1 protein-coding gene and 1 pseudogene are annotated in these 2,153 nt (G+C 71.7%); one reads left to right on the top strand and one right to left on the bottom strand.

Annotated elements, in window-relative coordinates; genetic code table 11:
* Window positions 1–282, bottom strand: a pseudogene (locus tag K7G60_RS38500) (sporulation protein SsgA); the annotation flags it as partial.
* 345 nt (window positions 283–627) lie between these two features.
* On the opposite strand from K7G60_RS38500, the gene K7G60_RS38495 reads away from it, so the two are divergent.
* Window positions 628–1,377, top strand: coding sequence for a GntR family transcriptional regulator (locus K7G60_RS38495; protein WP_121832809.1), 750 nt, complete (start codon window positions 628–630; stop codon window positions 1,375–1,377).
* Window positions 1,378–2,153: the final 776 nt, after the last annotated feature.

Below are 2,153 nucleotides of genomic sequence, written 5' to 3'. Positions count from 1 at the left end.
GACCTCGAAGGAGACACCGACCATGAGCGCCCGCAGGGCGTTGCAGTAGTTCCGCACGTCGGCCGGGGAGGTGAACTCCGGGGCCGGGAGCGACGCCTCGGAGTGCGGCCGGCCACCCCCGGTGGGGGCCGGGGCCCCGCCCGTGGTGGTCGTCGTCGTGCTCTTGCTGCTCGACATGTTGATGGTGAAGGCAGGGGAGAACCCGAACTTCGTCGCGTCGTTCTTCGGGTCGCTCGCGGGCCTCGGGGGGGTGACGCGGGGGCCACCGGTGGGGGTGCTCATGGTCAGTTCTCCGATCCGTGGCGGTGACGCGGGCACTGGCAGGGCGGCCAGACCGTCGACGTGAGCGGGACGCAGGTGTCGGGCCAGATCTCCCGGAGCTCCGTCCAGGTCTGACCTCCGTCGCGGCTCACGCGCATGGTCATGAGGGGCCGGTCAATGCGTGCTTCAACAGGACTCATGGGCCTGTCCCTTCGGGGTCGCCCTTGCCGAACACCCCGAAGGTAGACCGAGACTGACACCGTGTCAACGTAATCGGCAACTACACGGATTCACTGTCAACGCACCTTGCATCCTGACCTGACACCGCTAGCCTTTCCTTACGACGACCGACCAGAGAGGTGCAGCATGAACGCGCACGAGATCGCGGAAGCGCTACGGAGCGCGATCGCCGCAGGCGAGTACCCGCACGGCACGAAGCTGCCGACCATCCGCCAGACCGCGGAGCAGTACGGGGTGAGTCACCAGACCGCCGCGTCGGCGTACTCGGTGCTGGCGATCCTCGGCATGGTCCGCACCGACCGCCGGAGCGGAACCACCGTGACCGCCGGCCGGTCGGCAGACGCACACCTGGGGACGTTCGCGCCCCCGGACCTGGCCGCGGCCGAGGCATGGAAGCCGACCGGCGACGGCACGGCGAGCGAGGAAACCACCCTCGTCCGCCAGACCGACACGGCCCCGATGACGCTCCCTTGGGTCTCGGACGAGGGCGGGTTTGTGCAGCGCACCCGCCTGCGCTCCGTGGACGGGGTGCCGGTGCAGCACAAGCTGACCGTGCTCCCGTACACAGTCGCGGCCCGGAAGCCGGACGGGTACGACGGCATCCCGCCCATGCTCGCCCCGGTCGGCGCCGCCCCGGTGAAGCCGCCCACCGGAGTCCGGGCCGCCGACTGGCTCGGGTGGAACGTGGCGAACACCGAGTGCACGATCACGGCCGAGCCCATGAGCCCCGAGGCGTGCGCGGCCCTCGGCGTCCCGGACGGGTCCCCCGGCTTCCGGGTCCTCGGCGCGGCGTACGACTCCGAAGGGCGGGCCGTGTTCGCCACGGTCACGACCGCGCCGCTTCACCACCGGGTGACGCTGAACATCGTCGGGTAGCGATCGCCCCGGTAATACCGTCCACATCCGCCCCCGGTCCCCCGTGGACCGGGGGCGCTCTTTTCCCTACCGCCCGCGAAATAGCGGTGCGAACATCGAGCATGGCACCGCGCCAGCAACCGACAGAAAGGAAGGACGACATGCGAACGGTTCCCGTTCAGATCGTCTGCCGAAAGTGCACCGCCCCGTTCCGGACCACGGTCCGAGGCGGGAACACTCGGTGCCCCGAGTGCAGGGCATCCCGCCACGTGCGCGTTGATCAGGAGTGGGAAGGACCCGTGCCCGACGCTCTCGCCGGAGCCGCTACCCGGGCCGCACAGACCGCCCAGCGCCCGGCCGTGTGGGTGGAATGCGGGTGCGGCCACGAGTGGCAGTCCCGGGCAAAGGACCGGATGACGATTCGGTGCCCCGGGTGCGGAACGGGCCTGCGCGTGCCGCACCGCACCCACGACAACACCGGGCCGACTCCCCAGCGTCGCCCAGCTCGCGCGCCGGCACCTCGTCCCGCCAGAGCCCGACCCGAACCGCAGTGGCAGCCGGACGAGGACGAGGACGAGGAACCGACCGACCCGACCCCGCTTACGACGTGGTTCCGGGGCGGCGGCCGGGAGGACTTGCTCCGGGCGTTCACCCCTCGGCCCGCAGCTCCGCCCGCCGGCGGCCTGTCCGCGATCCTGGCCGCTCTTCAGGGCCGGAGCGCCCCCTCGGCCCCGGCCCCCGCGCCGCGAACCGCGCCGAACCCTCCCGCGCCTCGGCCGGCACCCGCTCCCGCTCCG

Origin of the sequence: Streptomyces sp. NK15101 (assembly GCF_020400725.1) — a bacterium.
Lineage (GTDB): Bacteria > Actinomycetota > Actinomycetes > Streptomycetales > Streptomycetaceae > Streptomyces.
Note: the sequence above shows the minus strand (reverse complement) of the source record. Positions and strands in the feature narration are given on the sequence as shown.